The sequence below is a fragment of the Streptomyces sp. Tu 2975 genome, assembly GCF_009832925.1.
Classification (GTDB): Bacteria; Actinomycetota; Actinomycetes; order Streptomycetales; family Streptomycetaceae; genus Streptomyces.
In genome coordinates this window covers 2576381-2600681 of the sequence record NZ_CP047140.1, presented here as the reverse complement: position 1 = coordinate 2600681, position 24301 = coordinate 2576381, and the positions used below count along the sequence as shown (strand labels likewise).

The window sequence follows — 24301 nt, the reverse complement described above, 5'->3', positions numbered from 1 at the left end:
TCGGTCACACCCCTTCGGTGACGTTGCGGCCGCTGGCGGTGGAGACGTCGAACTGGCCGGTGACGGCGGCGGTGATGAGGGCCTGGCGGCGCTCGGCGAGGAGGTTTGATGATCTGGTGAGCGCTTGCTGCGCGTTGCCGATTTCGCGTTGCTTCTGGAGAAGGGCCGCTGCCACCTTGACTTGCTTAGACTCGGGGACGGCAGGAATCGCGATGGACTTCACGTCTTCACTGCGGAGTTTGATGGTCTGACCTGATTGTCCACGGAAGAGCTGGCTCATGAATCCCCGCACGGGTGCGCTGGCAAGCATGAGAGTGACGAACTCCGCTCCCGAGGGCTGATGCAGGCGAACGCGATAGAGCAGGTCGCTCAGAAGCAGAAGTCGTCCCTCCGTCCTCGCCACGCATGCGACACCTACATGCGCAGGTGAACCGCTTCCTCGGGTCATCAGGACATCCCCGTCAAATACCTGATAGCGATGCTCCGGTAGCATGTGGGTCGGAAGCCGCTTGTGCTCCGCTGCCCTGAAAAGGCCCGAACTCACGGCGCTAGTCTTCAGCACCGCCCATTCGTCGGGATTTGCTGCTACTTCTTCGCACTGAGGGCTCCATCCCTGTTCGACAGAGTTGGTCATGCGTCGCAGTGGAAGCAACCCGTAACCTTTGATCAGTTGATTTGCTACCTGTGCCAGTTGACTGTGCCACAGTTGCTGAAGGCATCGCGCCTGGGCGTCTCGTGCGTTGGAGAGCGCATCGATTCGGGCGGTCTCGCCGTCAAGGAAGTCGGCGATGCGGCGCTGCTCCTCACGGGTGGGCAGTGGAACCCTGAGTTGTTCGATGTCGGGCATGTAAATTGTCTTATGTGTGGACCCAGTAGCCACGCGCTTCAGATCGGGGCTCATGCCTCGCAGGGCGTGCAGCAAGTAGCGCGGCAGCAATTTCGGGCCGCATGTCCACGTTGCGAAATCCTGGCTGGTGGCCATGTCGGTGCCCATGATGGCGGAGAAGCCGACGGATGCAGTCCGAGACAGGATTACTGTTCCTGCCGGGTGCTTGACCGCAGATGAGTTGGCGAGACCAGCAAGGCTGATCTTTTCCTTCGTCTCAGAAATCGTGGTCTGGATGCCACTCCGAAGCTGACCGACGTCCGCTAGTGTGATCCAGGGGACAGTGCAGTTGTTCCAGTACTCAGGAACGCTTCGGCTCGGCGTATGCCCAGTCCCGAGACGTGCGACAAGGCGGATCGGAACAGTTGGCCAGGAGGAGGCCGCCAACCAGGGGGCGATTGAAGTTCCGCTCATTCCGTCACCTCACCCAACAGCGCCTGAATCTCCGCCTCCAGCGACTTCAACTCCGCGTCGATCTCCGCCAGCGGCCTCGGCGGCTTGTACACGTAGAAATGCCGCGTGAACGGGATCTCGTAGCCCAACTTCGTCTTCGTGTGGTCGATCCAAGCGTCTGGCACGTGCGGATGCACCTCCCGCTTGAGGTACTCCTCCGGGTCCTCGTCCAGCGGCACGTTCTCGTAGTCCCGAAGCTCGGTGTCCGGCTCGGCCACGCCCTTGACGCGCTGCACCTCGCCATCCGGGTCCCGCACGCCCACGGCCTCGCGCAGCGCCTTGCTGAACGGCGCGCCCGTAGGCCACGTCGAGCCGGCGGCGACCACCGCGTCCTTCAGCGCGACCCATGCTTCCTGCTTGGTGGCCCACGTCTGCGCGCCGAGGCCCTCGAACGCCTCCAGCAGGGCTGCCGAGTTCGGGAGCTTCTCGATCGCCTTCGACGCGCGCAGCGCCGCCAGCGTCTCCTCGGACAGCTCGAAGCGCAGCTTGAGCGGGCGCTCGACCGTGATGCGCCGGTAGCCGAAGTCCTCGTTGCGGAAGACCTTCACCTTGCCGTGCAGCGGGTGCTCAGGGTCCTTCGCGACCTCCAGAGCCTCCCCGTACAGCCGGGTGATCTCCTTGATGTGCTCCTCGCTGAACTGCTTCCGCTTGTCGCCGAGTGACTTCCGCATCTTCTGCCAGTAGTCGCGTGCGTCCAGCAGCACGACCTTGCCCTTGTGGTCCACGTGCTTGCGGTTGGTGAGGATCCAGAAGTACGTGGAGATGCCCGTGTTGTAGAACAGCTGGTCCGGAAGCGCGACGATCGCCTCCAACCAGTCGTTCTCCAGGATCCACTGCCGGATCTTCGACTCGCCGGACTCCGCCGCGCCCGTGAACAGTGGCGACCCGTTGAAGACGATGGCGACACGGCTGCCGCCCCCGCCGTTCACGTCCACCGGCTTCATTTTCGAGATCATGTGCTGGAGGAAGAGGAGCGACCCGTCGTTGATGCGCGGCAGGCCGGCGCCGAAGCGGCCGGCGTCGCCGAGCGACTTGTGCTCGAACTCGACGTCGTCCTTGACCTTCTTCCACTCCACGCCGAACGGCGGGTTGGCCAACAGGTAGTCGAACCGCTTCCGTGCGTGTCCGTCGTCGCTGAACGAGTTGCCGAAGGCGATGTTGGCCGGGTCCTGCCCCTTGATCATCAGGTCGGACCGGCAGATCGCCCAGGACTCGGGGTTGAGCTCCTGCCCGTACACCTCCACCGTGGCGTCCGGGTTCTCCTTGAAGATGTGCTCTTCGGCAGCGCTGAGCATGCCGCCCGTCCCGCAGGCCGGGTCCATGACCGTGCGGACGACTCCCGGCACGGACAGGACGTCCGAATCCGGGGCCACCAGCAGGTTGACCATCAGCGTGATGACCTCGCGCGGCGTGAAGTGCTCACCGGCGGTCTCGTTCGACTGCTCCGCGAACCGGCGGATCAGCTCCTCGAAGATGTAGCCCATGTTGTGGTTCGAGACCACCTCGGGCCGCAGGTCCAGGTCCGCGAACTTGCCCATGACCTGGTAGAGCAGGCCCGCACCGTCGAGCCGCCGGATCTGCTGGGCGAACTCGTACTTTTCCAGGACCTCGCGCGCGTTGTCGGAGAAGTGCCCCACGTACGCCTGAAGGTTCGCTGCGGCGTGCGCCGGGTCGGCGGCGATCTTCTTCAGGGTGAGGTCGCTCTTGTTGTAGAACCCGTGACCGGACGCCTTGCGCAGGAAGCGGTCCGTGTCGATGTCCTGGCCCGCGAAGTCCTCCAGCCGCGCGACGACCTTGTCCCGGGTCGGCGCGAGGACGCACTCCAGGCGGCGCAGCACGGTGAACGGAAGGATCACCTTTCCGTAGTCGGACTGCTTGTAGTCGCCGCGCAGGAGATCGGCGACCGACCAGGCGTGGTTCGCCAGCTCGGTGTGCTTACTGCTGTTCAAGGGGTCCTCGGGTTCCTTCCGTGCTGCCCCGGACATGCGGGACGGACAGGCACAAGTGTGGCGGACGGGCGATCGGTCTCGTGCGGGAAGGTGCGAAATCCGCCCAAGACATGCGACCGCGTGCTCAACTAAGGCAGCCGAAGGGCCAGTTGGGTCGCCGCTTCAACCAACGTTAGCACCCCACCTCCGCGCGTCAAGCTGATTGACGATGCTTTCAATGCGACGCTACGGTCTGTGCGCCAAGGGAGGCGGGCAGGGCTGCCCGCCGGGGGAGGCGTCATGATGACGAGCGGCTACTACACAGGCCACCCGTGCGAGGAGTGCGGGGAGCGGGTCACCATCCACGTGTACACGGGCAAGGTCTTCGCGCACGGGAGCCCGCGTCAGTGCCCGATGTCGGGCAAGCCGGTCTACGACCTCGCGTCCGTAGCCGAGGGGCGTCCCCGCCGCCTTTCGCACTTCGACCGCAGTCGCGAGGAGAGCGCCGAGAAGCGGGCACCGCGCGTGCGGAAGCCGCGCGCCCCGTTCATCGACTTCCCGGGCTGGTTCCCGCGCTGGGAGGACGAGGCGCTGCCGTCGGTCGCCCTGCCGGCGAAGGGGCGCATCGGGGTGTGGCTGCCGGAGAAGAGCCACCGCCAGCACGGCGACTTCGTGGACCTCCTGCTCGGCGGCCGGGTCGCGCACTCCTGGGACCCGGACCGCGCGTGCTGGTCGGTCTCCAAGGACCACTTCATCGCCCTCACGGCCGGGTTGCTGCGCCGGTACGGGCGGATCTCCGTGGGCCGCGAGTTCGACAGCGGGGAAGCGTGCAATCCGAGCTGCCGGAACGCGCGCCGCTACGAGTGCACGTGCTCGTGCCGCGCCCGGAACCACGGCGGAGGCAGCTGGATGCGGGGGTGGGACGTCCAGGGCGAGACCACGCGCCGGGAGCGGGGGCGCGACTGGAGCTGGATGAACGTCGCGCCGAGGTAGCGGGGCTCGCCGTGCTGGGCGGCGTCAGCTCCCGGCGGCGTACCGGACGAAGTCCGCCCAGCCGGCCGGAGCGATTGAGAGGTGCGGTCGGCTCGTGTCCTTCGAGTCGCGCACGAACACGGCCTGCCCGGCGACCGTCGCGACCTCGACGCACTCGCCGCCCTCGTTGGAGCTGTAGGAACTCTTGCGCCAGGATGCTTCGGCGACTGCGAACGTGCTCTCTGCGGGCGTCATGGTGAGTTCAACAACCTCTCGATCAGCGCCAGGGACTCGCGGGGGCTGAGTGCCTGCGACCGGATGCATCCGAATCGAGCTGCAAGGATACGGACCTCCTCCGTGTCGCTGATCAGACGGCTGACGTTCTGCACTTCGACGTAGCCGACTTGTGGCCGGCCCTTCGGCATGAGGAGGGTGAATGGGCCCCCATGCCTGCGTGCTCGGGCCGGTCGAAGGGCATGACCTGGAGTTCGACGTTACGTAGCCGACCCAGTCTTGTCAGCTCGGAAAGCTGCTCCTTGTGAACATCCCATTCGCCAAGCGGTCGGCGGAGAACTGCCTCTTCGATCACGCAGTTCACCATTGGCGTGGGACGGTCCGTCAGAACGGCCTGCCGAGCCATGCGGGCTGTCACTCGCTGCTCGATCAAGTCATCGTCCAGCAGTGGCTTCCGCATCCCGTAGAGGGCGCGAGCGTGTGACTCGGTTTGAAACAGGCCGGGGATGTTGTGGTTGCTGTAGTAGCAGAGCTCCGTGGCAACCGCTTCTACCTTCGCGTAGTCCGTGAACCACGCCGGATGCCTCACCCGCGCCCGCGTCCTCGCCCGCGCCACGTCCTCCTTCGCCGCCGCCAGCAGCCCGCCCGCCGCCAACAGCTCGTCCGCCGCGTCCAGGAACTCCGCCTGCGGGGTCCTGCGCCCGCGCTCCAGGGAGCGGATCAGCTCCTCGCTGTAGCCGAGGCGTTCGCCCAGCTCGCGTTGCGTCAGCCCGGCCCGCTCCCGCAGGAGCCGCAACTGCCGCCCCACGACCCGGAAGAGGTCGGCGGCCTCCTCCGCCTCGTCCTCGCCGTCCGCCGGTCCCGTCGTCTCCATCCGCACCGCCCCCGATCCGCAGTCGCCGTTCGTCCCGCACGCCCGCCGGTACGCCGCTCACCGCGTACCGGGCCCTCCCGCAGGCTACGGCGCGTGCGCGCCGCGTCACCCGGATCGGGCGGGAACTGCACCCCATCGTGTGCCCGGACGTGACGAGGGCGGCCCCGGCACGCGCGGCCGGGACGTCACGGCGTCGGCGCGAACACCATCCGCACCACCGCCACGGCGGTGAGCGCCACCGGAACCGCGTACCACCACCGCCGCAGGCACCCGGCCGCGACGAACCAGGCCGAGGCCGCCGCCGCGACGGCTTCGACTCCCAGCGCGAGGCCTCCCATCAGCCGCACCGTGTCCGTGACCGTGTGGTCCCACGGCCCCTCGGACTCGGTGAGGAGGGCGTTGAGCAGGAAGTAGCCCCCGAGCGCGTGCAGGACGAGCAGCGCCGCCGCGCACAGGACCGTCGCGAGCACCGGCGCCGCGCTCGGCGGCGCATGCCGCTCCGTCACCGGTTCCGTCATCGGGGGCCCCCTCGTATGCCGTCGACCCGTTCACCGGCACGACTGTAGGCACCGGCGTCGGCGGCGCCGCAGCACGGGCCGTCGTGCGGGCGGGCGTCGGCCTGTGTGCCGGCGTCTCCACTCCCCGGAACGGTCCGCGTCAGCCCGCCTCCGGCGGCCGGTGGCGCGCCCGCCCCTCCGCGCCCGTCGCCCGGCCCATCAGCGTCCCCACCGTGCCCGCCCCCGGTGCGGCGGCGAGGATGCGTGCGCCGACCTCCGTGAAACCGTGCCGGCGTGGGGCATGCGCTTCCTCGCAGGGGCAGTCGGCGACCCGGGCGATCACCGCACGGTTGCCCGCGGGGACTCGCCCGCGGCCCCGATGCACGCATTGAGTCAGAACGCCGCAACCGACTGTGAGGAGGTCATATCGTCGTCCGCAGGTGTACGCGCCCGACGAGAAGACCAGGAGCCGGATCCACCATGCAGGCCAAAGAGACGCTGTTCGCGGACCTCGTCCAGGGCAAGACGCAGCAGTTCCAGGTGCCGCTGTACCAGCGGACGTACTCCTGGACGGAGCGGCAACTCGCCCAGCTGTGGGGCGACATCCTCGAACAGGTCACTTTACTGGGGGACGGGGACGGCGCGAGCACCCACTTCCTCGGCTCGGTGGTCCTCGCGCCGTCCCCGCAGAACGCGCCGACGTTCAACCGCTGGCTCGTCGTCGACGGCCAGCAGCGGCTCACCACGCTGTCCCTCGCGCTGGCCGCGATCCGCGACCACATCGCCGAGGCCCAGCCCGACGAGGCCGCGCGGATCGCGGAGGACTACCTCGTCAACAAGCGCAAGAGCGGCACCGACCGATTCCGCCTGCTGCCGACGCAGGCCGACCGCGCGCAGTACGCGGCACAGGTGAACGGCACCACCGCCGACCACGGCGCGGGCGACCGCGTCGCCGCCGCCTACCAGTTCTTCCGCACCAAGCTCGTCCAGGCCGAGGACCCGGCGGAGCCCGTGGACCCGCTGCGCATCGAGGAGGCGATCACCACGCGGCTCACCCTCGTCGCCGTGACGGCCGAGCGCGGCGACAACGTCCACCGCATCTTCGAGTCGCTGAACAACACCGGTCTCAAGCTCAGCCAGGCCGACCTGCTGCGCAACTACCTCTTCATGAAGCTGCGGACACGCGGCGAGCACGTCTACGAGACGTACTGGCTGCCGCTGCAGGACAGCCTCAGCAACGAGGAGCTGGAGCAGCTGATGTGGCTGCACCTGGTGCTCGACGGCGACGACCGCGTCCGCCGCCAGGACCTGTACACCGCGCAGCAGCAGCACTTCGAGAAGCGGGCGGCCGGGGATCCCGAGATCGAGGAGTACATCAGGGAGCTCCACCGGCGCAGCGCCCACTTCCGCAAGGTGATCCATCCGCGGGAGGAGACCTCACCGGTCGTCCGCGCGTACCTGGAGCGGCTGCACGACTGGCAGGCGATGGTGACGTACCCGGCGCTGATGCTGGTGCTCGACCGGCGGGCCCGGGGGGAACTCGACGACGCGGAGACGGCGCGCGCCCTCTCCTACGTGGAGAGCTTCCTCGTGCGCCGCACGATCTGCCGGGTGCCGACGAACAACCTGAACCGGATCTTCCAGTCGGTGCCCGCCCAGCTGCCCCGCGACGTCCCCGTCGCGGACGGTCTGCACCGGCTGCTCTCGTCCGACAACCGCTTCTGGCCCGACGACGCCGAACTCCGCGACAAGATCCGCACCGCGCCCTTCTACCAGTACGGCCGCCCGCATCAGCGCAGGCTCGTCCTGCAGCGGCTGGAGGAGAGCCACGGGCACCCGGAGCCGGTCGACTTCGCGGCCGCGCAGCTGACCATCGAGCACGTGATGCCGCAGGCGCCCGGCGACGCGTGGCTGAGCATGCTCGCTGAGGACGCGCAGCCGGGCGAGAGCGTCGAGGACGTGCACGCCCGCCTTCAGCACACCCTGGGGAACCTGACGCTCACGGCGGTCAACGCGGAGCTGTCGAACCACCCCTTCGAGCGGAAGCAGGACCTGCTGAAGGCCAGCCATCTGGAGATGAACCGGCGCATCGCCGCCACCGAGCGGTGGGGCGCTACCGAGATCCTCGCCCGCGCCGACGACCTCGCCGAGCGCGCCGCCGTCCTGTGGCCCGCCCCGCTGCGGGACGTCCGCCGCGCGGAGCGCTCCCGGGACTGGCACCTCGCCCACCAGGTCCTCGCCGCGCTGCCGCCCGGCACCTGGACCTCGTACGGGGACCTCGCCGCGTTCCTCGGCTCCGGCGCACAGGCCGTGGGCAACCACCTGGCGAACACTCCCGGAGTGACCAACGCGTACCGGGTGCTCAACAGCGAGGGGCGGGTCTCCGACGGCTTCCGCTGGGCGACGCCCCGTGACGAGGGCGACGACGTCCGGGCGCGTCTCGCCGCGGACGGCATCGCCTTCACCGCCGCCGGGGCCGCCGACCCCGCGCAGCGGCTGTCGGCCGACGACCTCGCCCGGCTGCTCGCCGATCCGGAGGACGGGGGCGCGGACGACTCCGGCGCCGGGGCGGGCGACGGCGAGGAGACGCGCGCCGCGCGGTTCCGGCGTCAGCTCGCAGCCGACGACGGCCCGGCGACCGTGGCAGCCGTCGAGGACGTGCTCACGTCGTGGGAAGCCCTCGGCGGCTGGATCGGCCACGGCGCGGGCCAGACCACCACCAGCGCCTATCTGATGCTCGGGGCGGCCGGCGGACCGGGGAAGGGCATCTGGCCGATGACGCTGTACCCGGGCAGCGGACGCGGCGGCACGGCGGAGGTCGTCTTCCAGTACCTCGCGTCCCGCGAGCCGTTCACCGAGCGGGCGCTGCGTGCCGAACTCCTCGCCCGGCTCAACCAGATGGACGGCGTCGACATCCCGGAGGGCAAGCTCGACCTGCGGCCCGCCTTCCGGCTGTCGGTGCTGGACGACCCGCGCAACCGGGCCCTCCTCACCGAGACCCTGACCTGGTTCCGGGCCCGCTGGGAGAGCCGGGACGCGGACTGACCGGCCCGGTCCCGTGCTCGGGCCCGGGGCATCGGGCACCCGCCGGACCGGGACCGGTACCGGGGCGGGACCGCCCCGGTACGCGAGGGCGGCGTACCCCTGTCGCTGCTGGTCGGCAGGGGTGCGCACCACGACGCTGAGCCGTGTGAAGAGAGACTCCGTCCAGATTCCGCCGTCGTCGCCGCGACCGGCGGCACCCGTCGCGCAGTTCACGCACCCCGCGCAGTTCACGCAGCTGCTGAGCGCCACACGGCGCGGCGCACGCCTCGCGCGGCTGCTCGCCGTCGAGCAGATCGCCGCATGGGGGTGGTCGCGCGACGGCGAACGCGCGGAAGCCGTCGCCGTGGTCGTCGCCGAACTGGCCGCCAACGCCGTCACCCACGGACGCCTGCCGGGGCGCTGCTTCCGGCTCGGCATGGTGCTGCCGCCGGGTGGCCGGCTGCGGATCGAGGTGACCGACCCGCGCGGCGAACGCCTGCCCGCCGTGTCCGGCGGCGTCCCCGACGGTGAGGGCGGCCGTGGACTCGTCATCGTGGACGCGCTCACCGACGCGTGGGGCGTGCTGCCCTACCCGCCGTACGGCAAGACGGTGTGGGCGGAGCTCGCCGCCGCCCGTGCGGGAGCGGAGCCCGGGGCCTCGCCCGCTCCGGCCGGCGGGGCCGCGCTCCCCGGGTAGGAGGCGGACCGGGGCCACCGCTCACTCCGGCATCTGCGCGGCGCGCCCTGGTGCGGACGCCGGCGGGCCGATCCGGGGGCCGTCCGCCGCTTTCGCGCAGCAGGTGACCGGCCGGCCCCGAACGCCCCCCGCAACGCCCCTTCCGAGCCCAGCGGTTGCGTGTCCGGCAGCCCCAGCGGGCAGAGCCGGTGACCCGCGCCGCACGTCGCGGGCTCCGGCCGTCCCCTGGGCACCGTTCCCGGCCACGTCCTGGCTTCCGCGGCCTCCGGTGGTTCCAGCGCCCCCGAGGTCAGGCCGCCGGTGAGGAGGCCCGCCGCTCGGCGGGCCGGATCGGCGGACCGTTCCACGGGCCCCCGGTCAGCTGCCGGTTCCGGCGGCCTCCGGTGGTTCCAGCGCCCCCGAGGTCAGGCCGCCGGTGAGGAGGCCCGCCGCTCGGCGGGCCAGATCGGCGGACTGGTCGGCCGCCCGGCGCAGGGCCCGGACTCGGCGGAACGCCTCGCCGTAGCGGCGCTGTTGCTCCAGCGGCAGGAGCGGGACGCGCAGACGTCCCGGCTGCACCTGGACGGTGGTGCTGCCCGTGGAGGCGCCGGCGAGGTTGTCGTCCGCTTCGAGGAACCCCGCGAGGAACGAGGGGTCCAGGCGGGACGGGTCGGGCCGGAGGAGGACGACCATGCTGCCGAGTACGGCACCGCGGTCGCCCTCGTCGGCGACGCGTGTCACCGTGCCCGAGCCGCCCCGGACGATCCGGATGAGGACGTCACCCGCCTCGACGACGGGGGACGAGTCGGCGGAGAGGTCGCCGACGCTGCCGGAGCCGGGCTCGCCGCGGGCGATGTCCGCGCCTGTGAGGACGGGCCGGTCCGCGTGCTCCTCGCGCCAGGCCGCCGCGGCCGGGCCTCCCTTGCCGGGCGGGCCCGCGCGCAGGATCTCCAGAGCGCCGCCGCGGGCGAGGTCGGAGACCGCGGCCGTACGCCACTCGCGCCGCCGCCCGTCCGCGGCCGGCTGCCAGGCGCCCCGCCGGGCCTCCTCACCGAGGACATCGGCCCGGAGAGCCAGCTGCCGCAGGTGGTCACCGGCCTGCCGGGCGACCTCGGCCGGGTCCGCGTCCTCGCGGGCGGCGCGGACATGGCGGGCGGGGGTGAGATCCACGAGTTCGTCGAGGAGTTCGACGGCCGGCACCGCGCGGGCCGCACCGGGCTCGCCGGTGAAGCTGCCGGGCGCGGACCGGAAGGCGTCCCAGTGACGCAGGACGGTCCGGGTGAGGGCGGCCCAGTCGAGCGGCTCGCGTCTGCGCCGGGGCCGGCCCGTGTCGTCGGAGAGCGTGTCCGCCGTGCCGGCGGTGTCCACGAAGAGGACGGCCGTGCGGCCGGCCGCGCCCGCGTCGGGGTGCTGGAGCACCCACAGCTGCAGGCCGATGTGGAGCGGGACGGCCGCGCCGGCGGGCAGCGCCACGACCGCCCGGACGGCGCCCGTGCGGATCAGCTCCGCGCGCACCCGCCGCCCCGACGCACGGGCGGCGGTGGCGGGCGGCAGCAGCAGCACGGCGTGACCGCCGGGCCGGAGGTGGGACAACGCGTGCTGCACCCAGGCGAGTTCGGGCTCGGCACGGGCAGGTACGCCAAAGGCCCAACGCGGGTCGTAGGCCAGCTCCTCGTGCCCCCAGTCGCGGTCGCCGTACGGCGGATTGCAGAGGACGGCGTCCGCCGCGAGGCCGGGGAAGGCGTCGGCCCGCAGGCTGTCGCCGATCCGTGCCGTCAGGTCCGCGTCCGGCCTGGTCAGCCGGAGCCGTACAGCGGCGCGCTGCGCCTGCACCGGTACCGCGTCCTGGCCGTACAGGTCCGTCGCTCCCCGGCGCGCGGCGGCTTCGAGAAGCGTGCCGCTGCCGCAGGCCGGGTCGAGGACGTGGGCGGGGTAGGACGTGCCGGCGGACGGCGGCCCCACCAGACGGGCCATCAGATCCGCGAGTGGTTCGGGCGTGGGATAGGTGCCGCTGGACGCGCTGTCGTCGAGTTCGCGCTCGGCGAGGACGTCCAGGGCGGCGAGGCCGCTCTCCTCGTCCACGCAGCGCAGCAGCGCCCGCAGGGCGCCCGTGTCGTCGGAGTCGAAACCGGCCTCCTCCGCTCCGGGTACACCGGCGGCGAGGTCGCGGGCGAGGGCCTCGGCACGGCCGACGAGTTCGGTGTCCGGCAGGTCCCGCAGCGAGCCCGCGGACGCCTTGGCGGCGGGGGCGGCGGCGAGGACGAGGGGGAGCAGCCGGGCGGCGGCGCCGCTGCCGGCGGGATGGAGGCGCAGGCGGGTGCGCAGTTCCTCGGAGGGGGTGGCCGCCGAGATCTGGCCCCGGCTCTCCAGCCAGGCGCGCACGGCTTCGAGTTCGTAGAGCGGGCTGGACTCCGTCCCCCCTGCGGGCGCCGGGAAGTCCTCGTGCCGACGGCGCCAGTTGCTGACGGTGGCGCGCGTGACGCCCGCGATACGGGAGATCTCGGCGGCTGTCACCTGCGCGGATGGCTGTGGCATGGCGTCCCCGGGGGTGTGTGGATCGGACGGGGAACACCCTACGGCACGCGTCAATCTCCACATGTGGATTGACGATGCTTTCACGCTCGTGGTTATCTGGTGGAGCTTGCGGAGGCGGCATCGTCATCGTCTCGGCCCCGCAGCGATCGGCGCACGGCGGTGTCGCCGCGCCCCCCTTCCGTCGTCCTTCTCGTCCGGCAGGAGCCGTCGTATGAGCACTCCTCAGCAGCCCCAGCAGCCGTCCGGCTCCTCCCCGTGGCCCTACGGCCCCCCGCCGCAGCCGCCGGCGGGCCGGCAGGGCAGGCCGTCCCGCGTGAAGAAGTGGCTCACCCACGGCGGGGCCGCGTTCATCGCGCTGATCGTCGGGGCGGCGGTGGCCGGGGGAGGCGAGGCGGACGGGGGTGCGGACACGGCGGCTGTCGACGCGCAGGCCCAGCCCGCCGCGACGGCGACCGTGACCGCCGAGGCGGAGCCCGCGCCCACCGTCACCGAGACGGTCACGGCGACGCCGGAGCCGCCGAAGAAGGCCGAGTTGCCCGGACCGGCGACCAGCTTCGAGGGGGACGGCGAATACCTGGTTGGCACGGACATCAAGCCCGGTACTTACAAGACCGCCGGATCCGACGGGGAGTTCGGCTGCTACTGGGCGCGCCTGAAGGACGCGAGCGGCGAGTTCGACGCCATCATCGCCAACAACAACCTGAAGGGGCCGGGGCGCGTGAACCTCAACAAGGGGGAGTACTTTCAGACGCAGCGATGCGCCGAGTGGACGAGGGTGGGGTGACCGGCCGGCTTGCCGTCGGCCGCGGCCGTGAGCCGGTGAGGGCTCCGGGCGTACTCGTGCCGCCGCACCCACCCATTGGTCTAGACCTTGTGTTGCCGTGGCGCCCGGCGCCAGGCTGTCCTGTGGGTCCGCTACGGATCGACCCAGCCTGGACCCCGCGGGGCGAGCCGCCGCCGGAACGCTCCGCGCTGGGCTTCCCTCAGGCCTTGCGGGGCTCCGCTGCCCGCTTCGCCTCGGGCAGCGCCTCGCTCACCAGCTTCATGTAGCGCTCCCAGTCCCAGTGCGGCCCCGGGTCTGTGTGGTCCGTCCCCGGGACCTCGACATGTCCCACGATGTGCTCCCGGTCCACCGGTATGCCGTGGCGCACGCAGATGTCCGCCGTCAGCTTCGCCGAGCCGCGGTACATGGCGTCGGTGAGGTCCTTGGGCCGGTCGACGAAGCCCTCGTGCTCGATGCCTATGCTGCGCTCGTTGTAGGACCGGTTGCCGCAGTGGTAGGCGACGTCGTACTCGCGGATCATCTGCGCGACGTGGCCGTCCTTGCGCACCACGTAGTGGGTCGCCGCCTTGTGCAGGGGGTCCCGGAACACCTTCAGGGCGGTCGCGTAGCTGCCCTGCACGACGTGGATGACCACCCGGTCGATCGCGTAGTCGTCGGGCCGCCAGGCCAGCCGCCAGTTCGCGGCGTTCGCCGAGACCCACTGGGCCGCTGCGAAGTCGAGCTCGCCCTCCTTGCGCGGCGGGCGCACCCAGGGCATGCCCCGCCACAGCCGGCGGATCTCCTCCTCGGCCAGCAGGCCGCCGCCCACCGCCGCGGCCCCGCCGCCGATCAGTACGGCCCGCCTGGTCACGCCGCTCTTCTTCCGGCCGCTCTTCCCGCCGCCGTGCCTGCTCTCGCTCCCCATGCCGACCACAACGCATACTCACGAGCTTTCGGTTCCCCGGCACCCGTACCCTGGTAGCGCTATGACTGAGACTCCCCAGCGCCCCCTCCGCGTCCTCGCCGCCATGTCCGGCGGCGTGGACTCCGCCGTCGCCGCCGCCCGTGCGGCAGAGGCCGGTCACGACGTGACCGGTGTGCACCTGGCGCTCTCCGCGAACCCGCAGTCCTTCCGCACGGGTGCCCGCGGCTGCTGCACCATCGAGGACTCGCGTGACGCGCGCCGCGCCGCGGACGTCATCGGCATCCCCTTCTACGTGTGGGACCTGGCGGAACGCTTCCGCGAGGACGTGGTCGAGGACTTCATCGCCGAGTACGAGGCGGGCCGCACGCCCAACCCCTGCCTGCGCTGCAACGAGAAGATCAAGTTCGCCGCGCTGCTCGACAAGGCCCTCGCGCTGGGCTTCGACGCGGTGTGCACCGGCCACTACGCCACCGTGGTCCTGAAGGACGACGGCAGCCGCGAGCTGCACCGCGCCAGCGACATGGCCAAGGACCAGTCGTACGTGCTGGGCGTCCTCGACGAGAGGCAGCTCGCGCACGCCATGTTCCCGCTCGGCGACACGCTGACCACCAAGGACGAGATCCGGGCGGAGGCCGAGCGGCGCGGGCTCGCGGTCGCGAAGAAGCCCGACAGCCACGACATCTGCTTCATCGCCGACGGTGACACACAGGGCTTCCTCGCGGACCGCCTCGGCACCGCGGAGGGCGACATCGTCGACGAGTCGGGCACGAAGCTCGGCAGTCACGACGGCGCCTTCGGGTTCACCATCGGGCAGCGCAAGGGCCTGCGCATCGGGCACCCGGCGCCCGACGGCAAGCCGCGCTACGTCCTGGACATCTCCCCGGTGAACAACACCGTGACCGTCGGCCCGGTCGAGGCCCTGGACGTCACCGCCCTGACCGCGATCAAGCCCCGCTGGTGCGGCGCGGCCCCGGAGGGCCCCGGCACGTACACCGCGCAGCTGCGCGCCCACGGGGGTGAGACGGAGGTGACGGCCGAGCTGGTCGACGGCTCCGAGCTGCGGGTCACCTTCACCGAGCCGGTCCGGGGCGTGGCCCCCGGCCAGGCGGTCGTCCTCTACGACGGCACGCGTGTGGTCGGGTCGGCGACGATCGCGACCACGACCCGGCGGGCGACGGCGGTCGCCTAGGCATTCCCGTGCGCGTCCGGTCGGCCTCCGGCCGGGCCGGCCGGTCCTGGTCCGGTCGGGCCCTGCCTGGCCCGGCCGGCCCGGGCGGCCCGGGCAGGCTCCGGAAGCGGAATGGCCTGGACCGCCTGCTCCTCCAGGAACGCCAGCAGCGCCGCGTTGAACCGCGCGGGCTGCTCGGCCCCCGGGAGGTGCCCGGCGCCCTCGATCACCGTGAGCGTGGCGTGCGGGACCAGAGCCAGCATCCCCTCCGCGTCGGAGACGGGGGTGTACGCGTCGTCCGTCCCGACGACGATCAGTACCGGCGTCTGCACCGCGGCCAGCGTGTCGCGGTAGTCGGGCCGTTCCGCGCGGCCGCGGAGGGCCGCCGCCGCGCCCTCGGGTGCGGTCGTCCGCATCATCGTCAGCACCCGCGCCGCGACGTCCGGCATCGCCGTGACGTTGTACGCCGCCAGCATCTTGTCGATCACTTCGTCCGCGTACCCGTCCATGCCCTCGGCGAGCAGCCGGTCGGCGAGGCTGTTGCGGAACGCTTTGCCCTCCTCCGTCTCGGCGAGCGGGGACGTGTCCGACAGGACGAGCGCCCGCACGCGCGGCGCGTACGAACGCTGGAACTCCATCGCGATCTGGCCGCCCATGGAGACACCGCCGACCACCACGCGCCGGAGACCGAGATGGTCGAGGAGGCCGGCGATGTCGTCCGCAAAGTCGGAGAGCAGGGTCGTGCCGGGGACGACCTGGCTCTCGCCGTAACCGCGCAGGTCGGGAGTGATCACGCGGTACCCGGCCCCGGTCAGCGCCTCGGCCTGGGGCGCCCACAGGGAGCGGTTGAAGGGGTGCCCGTGGACGAGGACGACAGGCACCCCGTCGGCCGGTCCCTGGTCGCTGTAGTGGATCACTGCACCGTTGACGGTCACTCGGCTCATACCGGCACTCTACAAGCGTGATCAGGGACATGATCGGCGCCAACCGGCCGTGATCGGGCGGCACTTCCGGCCACGCCCCGGTCCATGGGAGGTGCGGCCCTCCGGGGCCTGACGGACGGGCCGTCACTCCGCGAGGAACCGGACCAGCGTCGGCGCCAGTACGTGCGGGGCCACCTCGTGCGTCTGGCCCGTCAAGGTGCGGTGGCGTCCGCGGGGGAGGGCCGTCGCCACCGCGCGGGCGGCGTCGCGCATCCCGGTGGGGCTGGCGCCGCCGTCGACCACCATCACGGGGGCGGTGACGGAGGCGAGGAGCCCCGTGGGCACCACGCCGTCCCCCATCACCGCGTGGTCGTACGCCAAGGTGTGCGCCAGAGCCTCCATGCCCGACCACGCCGGCAGCGGACGGAGACCGTCGACGGCCTCCTCAGGCATCCCCGTCGCGGTCATGAAAGCGGCGAGCGCGTCACCCCGCCGCCCCTGGGCGAGGAGGGCCGTCATCCGGCCGACGTACTCGGTGTTGCCCTGCGCTGCCGCCGGGTCGGTCTCGAACGGCGGTTCGTAGACGGACAGTCGAGTGATCGGCAATCCGGCCGCCGCGGCGTGCAGCGCCAGCGCCGCGCCCGAGGAAATGCCGTGGACGGCGGCGTGGCCGCCCGCCGCACCGATGACGGCGGCGAGGTCCTCGATCTCGCGCTGCACCGCGTACGGGGACGTGTCCCCGCTTGCTCCCCGGCCGCGGCGGTCGTACGTGAACACGCTGAAATGCGGGGCGAGCAGCTCGGCCAGCGGCGCGTCCGACGCGGCCGTGCACAGCGCTCCGCCCACCAGTACCAACGCCGGTCCGCCGCCTCGCCGTTCGTAGGCGATGAGGGTGCCGTCCGTGGACTCGGCCTTCATCACAGCCGTGCTCATGGTGGTGTCCATGAGAGGGCTGACCGGGCCGCTCGCGAGAACTCATCGCTCCGACGGGAGAATTCCGTGAAGGAGGGATGTCGGTACCTCCCTTTACGGTGGTCGCATGAACATCTGCGTCTTCCTCTCCGCCGCCGATCTCGACGAGCGCTACACCCGCCCCGCCCGCGAGTTCGCCGAGCTCATCGGCAAGGGCGGCCACACACTGGTGTGGGGTGGTTCGGAGAGCGGGCTGATGAAGGTCGTGGCGGACGGCGTGCAGGAGGCCGGCGGCAGGCTGGTCGGCGTCTCCGTCGAGTTCCTCCGGGCCAAGGCGCGGGCGGACGCGGACGAGATGGTGATCGCCAAGGACCTCGCAGAGCGCAAGGCGCTGCTGCTTGCCAGGTCCGACGCCGTTGTGATCATGGTCGGTGGCACCGGGACGCTCGACGAGGCGACCGAGATCCTGGAACTGAAGAAGCACGGCCACCACACCAAGCCGGTCGTCCTGCTCAACGCCGCCGGGTTCTACGACGGGCTCAAGCAGCAGTTCCAGCGGATGGACGACGAGGGCTTCCTGCCCCTGCCGCTCACCGACCTGGTGTTCTTCGCCGAGGACGGCGCCGGCGCCATGGCGTACCTCGAGGAGTCCGCCGGTATCCGGTAGTGCGAGCATGGCGGGCATGACCACCCATCTGATCACCGGCGCAGGATCCGGCATCGGCGCGGCCGTCGCGCGTCGTCTGCACGAGCGGGGCGACGATCTCGTCCTCGTCGCCCGCGACGCGGGCCGGGCCAAGGAATTCGAGGCGCGCTACCCGGGAGCGGGCACGCTCGTCGCCGACCTGGCGGACCCCGACCGGATCTCCTGGGCCCTCGGGCACCAGTCCATGCCTTCGAGCGTCGACTCGCTGTTGCACATCGCGGGAATCGTCGACCTCGGACCGGTCGGCGACCTGCGTCCGAAGACATGGCGCCAGCAGCTCAACGTGAACCTGATCGCGCCCGCCGAACTGACCCGGCTGTTCCTTCCCCAACTGCGGGCCGTCCAGGGCCATGTCGTTTTCGTCAACTCCGGTGCCGGCCTCGCCGCCCACGCCGAGTGGGCCGCGTACGCCGCCTCCAAGCACGGCCTGAAGGCCCTCGCCGACTCCCTGCGGCACGAGGAGCACGCAGCCGGGGTACGGGTCACCTCCGTCTACCCGGGGCGCACCGCGAGCCCCATGCAGGCCAAGGTGCACTCGCAGGAGGGCAAGGAGTACGACGCCTCACGCTGGATCGACCCCGAGTCGGTCGCCACGGCGATCCTCACCGCGCTGGACCTGCCGCGCGACGCGGAGATCAACGATCTGACGGTGCGCCCGGGGCGCTGAGCGCGGAGACACGTACGCTGCCGGGGTGAGCGAGAAGAACGAGTTCCGATGGGGCCCCGCGACCGGCGTGGGCTCCCTGCCCGGCGGCGACGCACGCGAGGCGGCGAGGACGGTCACCGGGTCCTTCGAGGAGTTTGTCCACCTGCCGGAACTGCCCGCCCGTGGGCCGGGCGCCGACATGATCGGCCGGACCATCGGCCTCCTTGTCGAGATGTACGCCCATGTGGAGCCCAGCGGCTGGCGGATCAGCGACCGGCCCGGTCGCGACACCCGCAGGGCCCGCTCCTGGATGGGCGAGGACCTCGACGCGCTCGAGGAGTTCACCCAGGGCTACGAGGGCCCGCTGAAGGTGCAGGCCGTCGGCCCGTGGACGCTCGCCGCCGCCCTCGAGCGGCGCGGCGGCGAGGCCGCGCTCGGCGACGCCGGCGCCTGCCGGGACCTCGCCGCCTCCCTCGCCGAGGGGCTGCGCGAACATCTCGCCGAGGTGCGCCGCCGGGTCCCCGGCGCCCGCGTCGTGCTCCAGCTCGACGAACCGTCGCTCACGGCCGTGCTGAGCGGGCAGGTCAGGACCGCCAGCGGCTACCGCACGTACCGTGCCGTCGACCGGCAGGTCGTCGAGAGCACGCTGCGGGATGTCATGGCCGCCGCGGACGGGCCGGTGATCGTCCACTCCTGCGCACCGGACGTGCCCTTCGCGCTGCTGCGCCGCGCCGGTGTGCAGGGAATCTCGTTCGATTTCGGACTGCTCACGGACCGTGACGAGGAGTCCATCGGTGAGGCGGTGGAGGGCGGCACCAAGCTCTTCGCGGGCATCGTCCCCTCCACCGACGCCGCGTCGGCCGGATTGTCGGTGGGCGCCGATATCGTCAAGGGTGTACGGACACTGTGGCGCAGGCTGGGGCTGAATCCGGGGACTCTCGCCGAGTCGATCGTGATCACTCCGACGTGCGGGCTCGCGGGCGCCTCGCCCGCGTACGCCCGGGCGGCGCTCGCCCACTGTGTCCGCGCCGCGAGATCCCTCGCGGACAACCCTGAGTAACGGGTGCACGGACAACGGGAGGACGAAACGGTGGCCGGCGAACAGCAGACGAACCTGCCCGCCCAGGCACGGGAGGAGCACGCGCTCCTGTCCGAGCAGATCGAGGAGCACCGCTTCCGGTACTACGTGAAGGACAGCCCCGTCATCAGCGACGCGGAGTTCGACAAGCTCCTCCGGGAGCTCGAAGGGCTCGAGGAGCGCTATCCGGAGCTGCGCACGCCCGACTCGCCGACCCAGAAGGTCGCAGGGGACTACGAGACCGAGCTGACCAAGGTCGAGCACCGAGAGCGGATGCTCTCCCTGGACAACGCCTTCGACGACGCGGAGCTCGCCGCCTGGGCCGAGCGCGTCGCCCGTGACGTCGGCGCCCCCGGCTACCACTTCCTGTGCGAGCTGAAGGTGGACGGCCTCGCGGTCAACCTCACCTACGAGAAGGGCCGGCTGACCCGCGCGGCGACCCGCGGCGACGGGCGGGTGGGCGAGGACATCACTCCGAACGCCCGCACCATCGCCGGTGTCCCCGACCGGCTCAAGGGCGACCGTATCCCGGACCTGGTGGAGATCCGCGGCGAGGTCTACTTCCCGATGGAGCAGTTCCAGGAGCTCAACGCCCGCCGCGTGGCAGCCGGTGAGCAGCCCTACGCCAACCCGCGGAACTCGGCCTCCGGTTCACTGCGCCAGAAGGACCCGAAGGTCACCGCCACGCTGCCGCTGCGCATGGTGGTGCACGGCATCGGCGCACGCGCGGGCCTGACGATCGACCGGCTCTCCCAGGCGTACGACCTGCTCCGCGAGTGGGGCCTGCCCACCGCCCGGCACAACAAGGTGGTCGGCTCGCTCGACGAGGTGCGTGAGTTCATCGCCTACTTCGGAGAGCACCGCCACTCGGTGGAGCACGAGATCGACGGGGTCGTGGTCAAGCTCGACGAGATCCCGCTGCAGGGCCGTCTGGGGTCGACCGCGCGTGCGCCGCGCTGGGCGATCGCCTGGAAGTACGCGCCGGAAGAGGTCAACACCAAGCTGGTCAACATCCGCGTCGGCGTCGGCCGTACCGGCCGCGTCACGCCGTACGCACAGGTCGAGCCGGTGACGGTGGCGGGGTCGGAGGTCGAGTTCGCGACCCTGCACAACCAGGACGTGGTCAAGGCCAAGGGCGTCCTCATCGGCGACACGGTGGTGCTGCGCAAGGCCGGCGACGTCATCCCCGAGATCCTCGGCCCGGTGGCGGATCTACGGGACGGCAGCGAGCGGGAGTTCGTGATGCCGGCCGAGTGCCCCGAGTGCGGCACCGCGCTGCGACCCATGAAGGAGGGCGACGTGGACCTGCGCTGTCCCAACGCCCGCTCGTGCCCCGCCCAGTTGCGGGAGCGGCTCTTCTACCTGGCGGGGCGCAGGGCGCTCGACATCGAGCACTTCGGTTACGTCGCGGCCGCGGCGCTCACCCAGCCGCTGGAGCCCGCGGAGCCGCCGCTCGCCGACGAGGGCGACCTGTTCGACCTCACCATGGAGCAGCTGCTTCCCATCAAGGCGTACGTCCTCGACCAGGACAGCGGCCTTCCCAAGCGCGACCAGAAGACCGGCGAGGACAAGATCGCGACGGTCTTCGCCAACCAGAAGGGCGAGCCGCGCAGGAACGCCGTGGCGATGCTCGAGAACATCGCGGCGGCCAAGGAGCGCCCGCTGGCCCGGATCATCACGGGGCTGTCGATCCGTCATGTGGGCCCCGTAGCCGCCGAGGCGCTCGCCCGGGAGTTCCGGTCCATCGACCGCATCGAGCAGGCGACGGAGGAGGAGCTCGCGGCCGTGGACGGCGTGGGCCCGACCATCGCCGCCGCGCTCAAGCAGTGGTTCGAAGAGGACTGGCACCGCGAGATCCTGCGCAAGTGGCGTGCGGCGGGCGTGCGGATGGAGGAGCACGGCCCAGGGGAGGACGCGGGGCCGCGTCCCCTCGAAGGGCTCACGGTCGTCGTCACCGGAACGCTGGAGAACCACACCAGGGATGGCGCAAAAGAAGCGCTCCAGGGCCTCGGAGCGAAAGTGGCCGGTTCCGTGTCGAAGAAGACGAGCTTCGTGGTGGTCGGTGACAATCCCGGCTCCAAGTACGACAAGGCCGTGCAGTTGAAGGTGCCGGTTCTGGACGAGTCGGGCTTCGCGGTCCTCCTCGAAGAGGGACCGGAGGCGGCTCGTGAGGCTGCTGTGACCGAGGAGGCGTGACAAAGGGGGCTCGGACGGGCGCTCGACGGGGGCGCGTGAGGCGCACCGCCGCGGCACGAGGGGCAGGATCCGGACGCCCGGAGCGCCGGTGGAACGCCCAGTACAGGTCACGCGTTCATCGCATACCAGATGGTTAAGGGTGGCCGGGTCGCATTCGGGCAAGAGCTGTAGAGCGCTGCCCGTGCGGGTCTCCCGCGGCCTACTGTTGAAATGTGCGCCTGTCGTGCACGGCTGCGTGGTGGGATTCAGTCGTGGTGGCATGACAACGGGAGCCATCGCGAGGCACCGCCGGCTGTGAGAGGGACGGGAATGAAACCGACCGAGAGCGCCGCCCCGGTCTCACGGCCGCGTGCACTCGCGGCCCTGGTGGGCAGGAAACCCGGCCTGCCCGCGGCCGTCGTGGCAACTGCCGCGCTCGTGCTGGGCGCTGGAGTCGTACGGGCTCTCCAGGAGGGGCAGGCGCTCTTCCCCTCCGGCACCGTCGGCTGGTCGATGGCCGTGCTCACCGGCATCATCGTCGGGCATCTCGTCGCCCTCGGCCGCGACCGCTGGTGGGGCGGCGCGGGATCGGGGGCCGCGCTGACCCTCGCCACCCTGCTCCTGTACGGCTGGGTGGCGGCCGGCCTGGTCTCCCTCGCCGTCGTGGCCCTCGTCGGCGCCGCCTGCCGCAACCGCTGGCGGCAGGGCGTGCTGCACGGCGCCGTCGACCTCCTCGGCATCGGAGCGGCGGCGCTCGCGCTCGCCCTGTTCGACGTCGTGCCCACCGTCGAGCGGCCCTGGGACCCGCTCAGTTGGGAGCCCGCGGCCGCGCCCGAGGTGATCCTGGCCGCCACCGCGTACCTGGGCGCCACCCGGCTGCTGCTCTGGTACGTGCTGGCACCGCAGGCCGGCGGTCTGCCGACCGTTGCCCGCACGGCCCTGCTGCGGCAGGGACTCGTCGCCGTCGCGCTCGTCGGCATAGCGCCGCTGATCTGCGTCGTCGCCGTCGCGATGCCGCTGCTGCTGCCGTTGTTCGCCGTACCGCTGATCGCGCTGGACTCCACGCTGTGGATCGCCAGGGCCAGGGCGGAGGAGCAGCTACGGGACCCGCTCACCGGGCTGCCCAACCGCCAGTGGCTGCTGGAGCGCACCTGGTCCGCACTGGAGGACGCGGAGAGCAGCGGCGCACGCGCCGCGCTCGTCCTGATCGACCTCGACCGCTTCCGGTCCGTCAACGACACACTCGGTCACCTCGCGGGGACCGGCTGCTGCTGCAGATCGCCGACCGGCTCCGGCTCGCCCTGCCGCGGGGCGCGGAGGCCGCACGGCTCGGCGGCGACGAGTTCGCCGTGCTGCTGCCCACCGCCGACTCCACGACGTCCGCGCAACGGATCGCCAGGCACCTCGTCGCCGAACTGTCCTCCCCTCTCGACCTCGACGGGCTCACCCTCGTCCTGGAGGCCAGCGCCGGCCTCGCCGTCTTCCCCGACCACGCGCTGGACGCCGAGGGGCTGCTGCGCCGCGCGGACGTGGCGATGTACCAGGCCAAGCGCGACCGGACAGGCGTCGAGGTGTACGAGTCCAAGCGCGACAGCAACACCCCCGACCGGCTCGGCCTCCTGGGCGACCTGCGGCGCGCGCTGGACGCCGGAGACGTCGAACTCCACTACCAGCCCAAGGTCCGCTTCGACGGGCACGTCGCCGGTCTCGAGGCTCTGGTGCGCTGGGTCCACCCCGAGCGGGGGCGAGTCCCTCCGGACGAGTTCATCGCCATCGCCGAGTCCTCCGGACTGATGCCCCACCTGACCGAGTACGTCCTCGAGACGGCGCTCGCCCAGGTCGCCACATGGCGCGCGCAGGGACTCGAGGTGCCGGTCGCCGTCAACGTCTCGCCCCGCGACGTCCACACACCCGGCTTCGCCGGGGCCGTGGCCGCGAGGCTCGCCCGGCACGGGGTCCCCGCCGGCGCGCTCCAGCTGGAGATAACGGAACACGTGCTGCTGGAGGACCCGCAGCGGGCCGCGGACACCCTGGCCGGGCTCGCCGACCACGGCGTGAAGATGTCGCTGGACGACTTCGGCACCGGCTACTCGTCACTGGTCCACCTGCGCCGGCTGCCCGTCAGCGAGCTGAAGATCGACCGCTCCTTCGTGGCCAGGCTCGCGGTCGACGCCGAGGACGCGGAGATCGTCCGCTGCACCGTGGACCTGGCCCACTCGCTCGGCCTGCTGGTGGTCGCGGAGGGCGTCGAGGACGACGAGACCTGGGAACGGCTGAGGGACCTGCGCTGCGACGCGGTGCAGGGCTGGCTGGTCGCCGCGGCAATGCCCCCGCAGGAGGCCACGGCGTGGCTGCTGGCCCGTGGGGAGCACGGCTGGCACCGCCCGGCACTCCCGGCGGCCGGTGAGATCCCCCCGCCCCAGCCGCGTGCGGACCGCACCTCTGGCCGCGCGGTGACGTAGCCCTCGGACGGCGGCGTCCCACCCGACGGCGGCCCCGCTGCCGGGAGGGCCCGGCTGCTCCGTCAGGGGTGGGGCGGGACGGGGAAGGCAAACCGTTTCACGGTCAGCGGCGCCAGCCCCATAGGATTGACGAAAACCATCACACTCACCCCTGAGGATCGCTGCATGCCTGGCATCACGCGCGAGGAGGTCGCCCACCTCGCACGGCTGGCGCGTCTTGAGCTGTCAGGCGAAGAGCTCGAGCACTTCGCCGGACAACTCGACGACATCATCGGCGCGGTCGCCCGCGTCTCCGAGGTCGCCGACCAAGACGTACCGCCGACCTCCCACCCGCTGCCGCTGACGAACGTCATGCGCGCGGACGAGGTCCGTCCGTCGCTCACCCCCGAGCAGGCGCTCTCCGGCGCCCCGGCCCAGGAGCAGCAGCGTTTCAAGGTGCCGCAGATCCTGGGGAGGACTAATCA

At 71.6% G+C, this 24301-nt stretch carries 18 protein-coding genes and 3 pseudogenes; 11 read left to right on the top strand and 10 right to left on the bottom strand.

Going from position 1 to position 24301, the window contains the following annotated elements; all coding sequences use genetic code 11:
• Window positions 1-4 precede the first annotated feature (4 nt).
• Together GLX30_RS11275 and GLX30_RS11270 are read right to left on the bottom strand one after the other, a co-directional pair.
• Window positions 5-1300: a restriction endonuclease subunit S gene (locus GLX30_RS11275; RefSeq protein WP_159686824.1), complete on the bottom strand. Its 1296-nt coding sequence runs from the start codon at window positions 1298-1300 to the stop codon at window positions 5-7.
• Window positions 1297-3288: a class I SAM-dependent DNA methyltransferase gene (locus tag GLX30_RS11270; protein WP_159686822.1), complete on the bottom strand. Its 1992-nt coding sequence runs from the start codon at window positions 3286-3288 to the stop codon at window positions 1297-1299. The genes GLX30_RS11275 and GLX30_RS11270 overlap by 4 nt, the downstream gene beginning before the upstream one ends.
• 279 nt (window positions 3289-3567) lie before the next feature.
• Between GLX30_RS11270 and GLX30_RS11265 the strand changes: the two genes are divergently transcribed.
• Window positions 3568-4260, top strand: a complete 693-nt coding sequence (locus GLX30_RS11265) for a hypothetical protein (RefSeq protein ID WP_159686820.1) — start codon at window positions 3568-3570, stop codon at window positions 4258-4260.
• A 24-nt stretch (window positions 4261-4284) separates the two neighbouring features.
• Here GLX30_RS11265 and GLX30_RS11260 read toward each other — a convergent pair whose 3' ends face one another.
• The 4 genes and pseudogenes from GLX30_RS11260 to GLX30_RS11245 all read right to left on the bottom strand — a co-directional run bounded on the left by GLX30_RS11260 (window position 4285) and on the right by GLX30_RS11245 (window position 6187).
• Window positions 4285-4494 carry a DUF397 domain-containing protein gene (locus GLX30_RS11260; RefSeq protein WP_159686817.1) on the bottom strand — a complete coding sequence of 70 codons (210 nt, stop codon included), beginning with the start codon at window positions 4492-4494 and terminating at the stop codon, window positions 4285-4287.
• A pseudogene (locus tag GLX30_RS11255) lies at window positions 4491-5227 on the bottom strand (DUF5753 domain-containing protein). Before GLX30_RS11255 ends, GLX30_RS11260 begins: the two are co-directional and overlap by 4 nt.
• A 305-nt stretch (window positions 5228-5532) precedes the next feature.
• Window positions 5533-5865 carry a hypothetical protein gene (locus GLX30_RS11250; protein ID WP_159686816.1) on the bottom strand — a complete coding sequence of 111 codons (333 nt, stop codon included), beginning with the start codon at window positions 5863-5865 and terminating at the stop codon, window positions 5533-5535.
• Between the two features lie 139 nt (window positions 5866-6004).
• A complete protein-coding gene (locus tag GLX30_RS11245; RefSeq protein ID WP_159686813.1) occupies window positions 6005-6187 on the bottom strand; it encodes a hypothetical protein in 183 nt (60 codons plus the stop codon).
• 137 nt (window positions 6188-6324) lie between these two features.
• Between GLX30_RS11245 and GLX30_RS11240 the strand changes: the two genes are divergently transcribed.
• Window positions 6325-8889 (top strand): DUF262 domain-containing protein, encoded by a 2565-nt coding sequence (locus GLX30_RS11240; protein WP_159686811.1) that lies wholly within the window; start codon window positions 6325-6327, stop codon window positions 8887-8889.
• 145 nt (window positions 8890-9034) lie between these two features.
• Window positions 9035-9565 (top strand): ATP-binding protein, encoded by a 531-nt coding sequence (locus GLX30_RS11235; RefSeq protein WP_347879713.1) that lies wholly within the window; start codon window positions 9035-9037, stop codon window positions 9563-9565.
• 357 nt (window positions 9566-9922) lie between these two features.
• On the opposite strand, the gene GLX30_RS11230 is transcribed toward GLX30_RS11235, so the two are convergent.
• A complete protein-coding gene (locus GLX30_RS11230) occupies window positions 9923-12079 on the bottom strand; it encodes an N-6 DNA methylase (protein WP_244258107.1) in 2157 nt (718 codons plus the stop codon).
• A gap of 211 nt (window positions 12080-12290) precedes the next feature.
• On the opposite strand from GLX30_RS11230, the gene GLX30_RS11225 reads away from it, so the two are divergent.
• The gene (locus GLX30_RS11225) at window positions 12291-12863 is read left to right on the top strand and encodes a hypothetical protein (protein WP_244258106.1); all 573 of its coding nucleotides are present in this window, start codon (window positions 12291-12293) and stop codon (window positions 12861-12863) included.
• Between the two features lie 199 nt (window positions 12864-13062).
• Here the strand turns inward: GLX30_RS11225 and GLX30_RS11220 are convergent, their stop codons facing one another.
• On the bottom strand, window positions 13063-13767 hold the full coding sequence (locus GLX30_RS11220) for an N-acetylmuramoyl-L-alanine amidase (RefSeq protein WP_159686808.1): 705 nt from the start codon (window positions 13765-13767) through the stop codon (window positions 13063-13065).
• 61 nt (window positions 13768-13828) lie between these two features.
• On the opposite strand from GLX30_RS11220, the gene mnmA reads away from it, so the two are divergent.
• On the top strand, window positions 13829-14956 hold the full coding sequence (gene mnmA, locus GLX30_RS11215) for a tRNA 2-thiouridine(34) synthase MnmA (RefSeq protein WP_159686805.1): 1128 nt from the start codon (window positions 13829-13831) through the stop codon (window positions 14954-14956).
• On the opposite strand, the gene GLX30_RS11210 is transcribed toward mnmA, so the two are convergent.
• Window positions 14953-15879, bottom strand: coding sequence for an alpha/beta fold hydrolase (locus GLX30_RS11210; RefSeq protein ID WP_244258105.1), 927 nt, complete (start codon window positions 15877-15879; stop codon window positions 14953-14955). The genes mnmA and GLX30_RS11210 overlap by 4 nt on opposite strands.
• 123 nt (window positions 15880-16002) lie before the next feature.
• The gene (locus tag GLX30_RS11205; protein ID WP_159686802.1) at window positions 16003-16791 is read right to left on the bottom strand and encodes an alpha/beta hydrolase; all 789 of its coding nucleotides are present in this window, start codon (window positions 16789-16791) and stop codon (window positions 16003-16005) included.
• A gap of 106 nt (window positions 16792-16897) precedes the next feature.
• Here GLX30_RS11205 and GLX30_RS11200 point away from each other — a divergent pair, with 106 nt between their 5' ends.
• The 6 genes and pseudogenes from GLX30_RS11200 to gatC form a co-directional block, all read left to right on the top strand.
• On the top strand, window positions 16898-17437 hold the full coding sequence (locus GLX30_RS11200; protein ID WP_159686799.1) for a TIGR00730 family Rossman fold protein: 540 nt from the start codon (window positions 16898-16900) through the stop codon (window positions 17435-17437).
• 7 nt (window positions 17438-17444) lie between these two features.
• Window positions 17445-18143: an SDR family oxidoreductase gene (locus GLX30_RS11195; RefSeq protein WP_159686796.1), complete on the top strand. Its 699-nt coding sequence runs from the start codon at window positions 17445-17447 to the stop codon at window positions 18141-18143.
• A 25-nt stretch (window positions 18144-18168) separates the two neighbouring features.
• Complete coding sequence (locus GLX30_RS11190) at window positions 18169-19182, top strand: methionine synthase (protein ID WP_159686793.1); 1014 nt, start codon at window positions 18169-18171, stop codon at window positions 19180-19182.
• A 30-nt stretch (window positions 19183-19212) separates the two neighbouring features.
• Window positions 19213-21396: an NAD-dependent DNA ligase LigA gene (gene ligA / locus GLX30_RS11185; protein WP_159686790.1), complete on the top strand. Its 2184-nt coding sequence runs from the start codon at window positions 19213-19215 to the stop codon at window positions 21394-21396.
• A 309-nt stretch (window positions 21397-21705) separates the two neighbouring features.
• Window positions 21706-23837 (top strand): annotated as a pseudogene (locus GLX30_RS11180) (bifunctional diguanylate cyclase/phosphodiesterase).
• Window positions 23838-24002: 165 nt separating this feature from the next.
• A pseudogene (gatC, locus tag GLX30_RS11175) lies at window positions 24003-24290 on the top strand (Asp-tRNA(Asn)/Glu-tRNA(Gln) amidotransferase subunit GatC); the annotation flags it as partial.
• Window positions 24291-24301: the final 11 nt, after the last annotated feature.

Excerpts from the sequence above, each read along its gene's own strand:
- GLX30_RS11265 (WP_159686820.1), top strand. The coding sequence starts at position 3,568 with ATGATGACGAGCGGCTACTACACAGGCCACCCGTGCGAGGAGTGCGGG.
- GLX30_RS11250 (WP_159686816.1), bottom strand. The coding sequence starts at position 5,865 with ATGACGGAACCGGTGACGGAGCGGCATGCGCCGCCGAGCGCGGCGCCG.
- GLX30_RS11205 (WP_159686802.1), bottom strand. The coding sequence starts at position 16,791 with ATGAGCACGGCTGTGATGAAGGCCGAGTCCACGGACGGCACCCTCATC.
- GLX30_RS11275 (WP_159686824.1), bottom strand. The coding sequence starts at position 1,300 with ATGAGCGGAACTTCAATCGCCCCCTGGTTGGCGGCCTCCTCCTGGCCA.
- GLX30_RS11260 (WP_159686817.1), bottom strand. The coding sequence starts at position 4,494 with ATGACGCCCGCAGAGAGCACGTTCGCAGTCGCCGAAGCATCCTGGCGC.
- GLX30_RS11195 (WP_159686796.1), top strand. The coding sequence starts at position 17,445 with ATGGCGGGCATGACCACCCATCTGATCACCGGCGCAGGATCCGGCATC.
- GLX30_RS11200 (WP_159686799.1), top strand. The coding sequence starts at position 16,898 with ATGAACATCTGCGTCTTCCTCTCCGCCGCCGATCTCGACGAGCGCTAC.
- GLX30_RS11210 (WP_244258105.1), bottom strand. The coding sequence starts at position 15,879 with ATGAGCCGAGTGACCGTCAACGGTGCAGTGATCCACTACAGCGACCAG.
- GLX30_RS11230 (WP_244258107.1), bottom strand. The coding sequence starts at position 12,079 with ATGCCACAGCCATCCGCGCAGGTGACAGCCGCCGAGATCTCCCGTATC.
- GLX30_RS11240 (WP_159686811.1), top strand. The coding sequence starts at position 6,325 with ATGCAGGCCAAAGAGACGCTGTTCGCGGACCTCGTCCAGGGCAAGACG.
- GLX30_RS11225 (WP_244258106.1), top strand. The coding sequence starts at position 12,291 with ATGAGCACTCCTCAGCAGCCCCAGCAGCCGTCCGGCTCCTCCCCGTGG.
- GLX30_RS11220 (WP_159686808.1), bottom strand. The coding sequence starts at position 13,767 with ATGGGGAGCGAGAGCAGGCACGGCGGCGGGAAGAGCGGCCGGAAGAAG.
- mnmA (WP_159686805.1), top strand. The coding sequence starts at position 13,829 with ATGACTGAGACTCCCCAGCGCCCCCTCCGCGTCCTCGCCGCCATGTCC.